Here is a 2,383-nt window from a genome sequence, read left to right as displayed (position 1 = left end):
CGGCGCGTCCCGGCGATATAGCACGCTGTAGCGCTGCCCGCCGTCGTCGGCCACGATGACGCCGAAACGCTTGGCAAAGCCGTAGCCGGGCATGCGCCTGGCGGCGGACACCGGTTCCGTTAATTCGCCGATCGGCAATTCAAGGTTCGACATTTAACGGGTTTTGATCGGTGGCGTCCGGCAACAGCGGCTGTTGCTCATTGGGCATCAACAGCAGCCCGTCTCGATTGAATTGCTGCTGCTTCTCGCGCATATAGCTGTATTTGTCATGGGTCACGCCGGCGGCCGCATCGCCTTCGCGCATGATTCTCGCTCTTAAAAACACCATCAGATTGGTCTTGTTGACCGTGGTGCTGGTCGATTGGAACAAATAGCCCAGCAGCGGAATGTCGGACAGCAGCGGCACCTTGTCGACCACTTCGTTGACGTCGTCCTTGATCAAACCGCCCAGCACCAGCACCTTGCCGTCGTCGACCAACACCGAGGTTTCGATCTGGCGTTTATCGAAGCTTTGCCCATCCTGCCCGGTTACGCTGGAGACTTCCTGGGTGACTTTCAATTTGACCGCATCGCCTTCGTTGATTTGCGGCAACACCTTGAGTTTGATGCCAACATCCTGGCGCTGCACGGTGGTAAACGGGTTGCTGGCCCCCGAGGTATTGGTGGTAAAAGTGCCGGTATTCAGCGGAATATTCTGGCCGACGATGATGCTGGCTTCTTCGTTATCCAAGGTCACCAGGGAAGGCGTCGACAGGATGTTGACATCGGTATCGGTGGCGAAGGCATTGATCAGTGCCTTGATTTCGCTGCCGGCCAAGTAACCGACGCTCAAGCCTTTGCCCAGGGAAGAGACGAATTGCGAGAAATCCAGCGAATCCTTGCCATCCTTGCTGTAAGCGCCGAACACCTTGCCGCCTTCCTTGGTTTGCCATTCCACGCCGAGCTGCTGGTTTTTGTCGTAGCGTACTTCGGCAATGATGGCTTCGATATGCACCTGCGCCCGGCGCACGTCCAATTGCCGCACCACATTTTTCAGGGTACGCATCTTATCGTGCGGCGCGGTGATAATCAGCGAATTGGACGCTTCGTCGGCCCGCACGTCGAACACTTTGTCGGTATTGGCCTTGGTTTTGGCCTTATCAGCATTCTCATCCTTCAGCGAGCCCACCCCGGTCAAGGTTTCCACCATATCCTTGGCCAGCGCATAACGCAGATAAATCACCTCGGTATTGCCGTCCTTTTCTATCGGCGCATCGAGATTGGCGATCAACGCCCGCATTTGCAGGCGCGTATCCGGGTTGCCGCCGATGATGATGCTGTTGGTGCGTTCGTCGGCCACCAACGGCGGCGGCGCGGCGGTTTTGCCGGCGTTGCTGGCGGTGAGCAGATTATTCAGGGGTTGAATCAAGTCCGCCGCATTGCCGTGGCGCAGATTGATCACTTCGATGGCCTGGGCGTCGCTTTTGTCGACCTGTCTGATCATCATTTCCACCCGCGCCACGTTGGCGGCGGTATCGGAAATAATCACGGTATTGCTCTCGGGCACCGCCGCCATAAAGGCGTATTGCGGCATCAGCGGCATCAAGGTCTGCACCAATTGATTGGCGTCGACATGCTGGACCTGCACGATGCGGGTTTGCTGCTCGTCGCCGTTTTTGGCGTCGGGCCGCAACTCGCCCGGCGCGCCGTCCTGCTTGGCCGAGGTATTGGGCACGATTTTAACGATATTGCCGTTGGGCACCGCCGAGTAGCCGTGGACTTTTAATATCGACAGGAACACATCGTACACCTGTGCCGCGCGCATGGGGGTTGAGGTCACCACGGTAATGTTGCCGGTAATGCGCGGGTCGACCACAAAATTTTTGCCGGTGGCGTCCGCCACGGTTTCGATCAAGGCCCGGATATCCACATCCTTGAGGTTCAGCGAAAACTCCTGCTGCTCCGCCCAGCTTGTTTGGCATAACAAAACCAATAGCCAGCCCAGCCACACGCGTGTTTTTTTCATTGCAATGGTGTTGAATAGAAAAGTGAATTAGGGGTTCGGCGCCGACAACGATAGGGGATTGGGCTCGAATTTCAGGGATTCCAAACGCTGCCGATGTTTTAAGACCACCCGTGTTTTTTCGATACGCTGCAACACGGCGTCTTCCGGCAACGTGTCGCCTTCGCGGTACTTTTGTTGCATGCCATCGGCGGTTTGGATGATGGCGTAACGGTTAGCCGACGGGCCGGAAAGCAAAAAAGTCCCCAGCAATTTGAGCTGCAAAGGGGTCGCCACCACGGCGGCGGCCTCCTCTTCAACGTCGGTTTCTTCCCTCCCGAATAAATGCCAATCGGCGATTTCCAGATAATCGGCGGCAGCGGCGTTCGCCGCCGCCGGCAC

The 2,383-nt window shown here is 57.1% G+C and carries 2 protein-coding genes; both read right to left on the bottom strand.

Annotated elements, in window-relative coordinates; translation table 11 throughout:
- Positions 1-139: 139 nt before the first annotated feature.
- The gene (gspD, locus tag NP596_RS21000) at positions 140-2,005 is read right to left on the bottom strand and encodes a type II secretion system secretin GspD (RefSeq protein WP_256617337.1); all 1,866 of its coding nucleotides are present in this window, start codon (positions 2,003-2,005) and stop codon (positions 140-142) included.
- Between the two features lie 27 nt (positions 2,006-2,032).
- Positions 2,033-2,383 (bottom strand): type II secretion system protein N (locus NP596_RS20995; protein ID WP_256617336.1); only part of this gene is annotated, 351 nt, incomplete at its 5' end.

It is taken from the genome of Methylomonas rivi (genome assembly GCF_024505165.1).
GTDB classification, from domain to species: domain Bacteria; phylum Pseudomonadota; class Gammaproteobacteria; order Methylococcales; family Methylomonadaceae; genus Methylomonas; species Methylomonas rivi.
Note: the sequence above shows the minus strand (reverse complement) of the source record. Positions and strands in the feature narration are given on the sequence as shown.

What these genes read in the sequence shown, in the direction of transcription:
- gspD (WP_256617337.1), bottom strand. Translation starts at nt 2,005, where the DNA reads ATGAAAAAAACACGCGTGTGGCTGGGCTGGCTATTGGTTTTGTTATGC.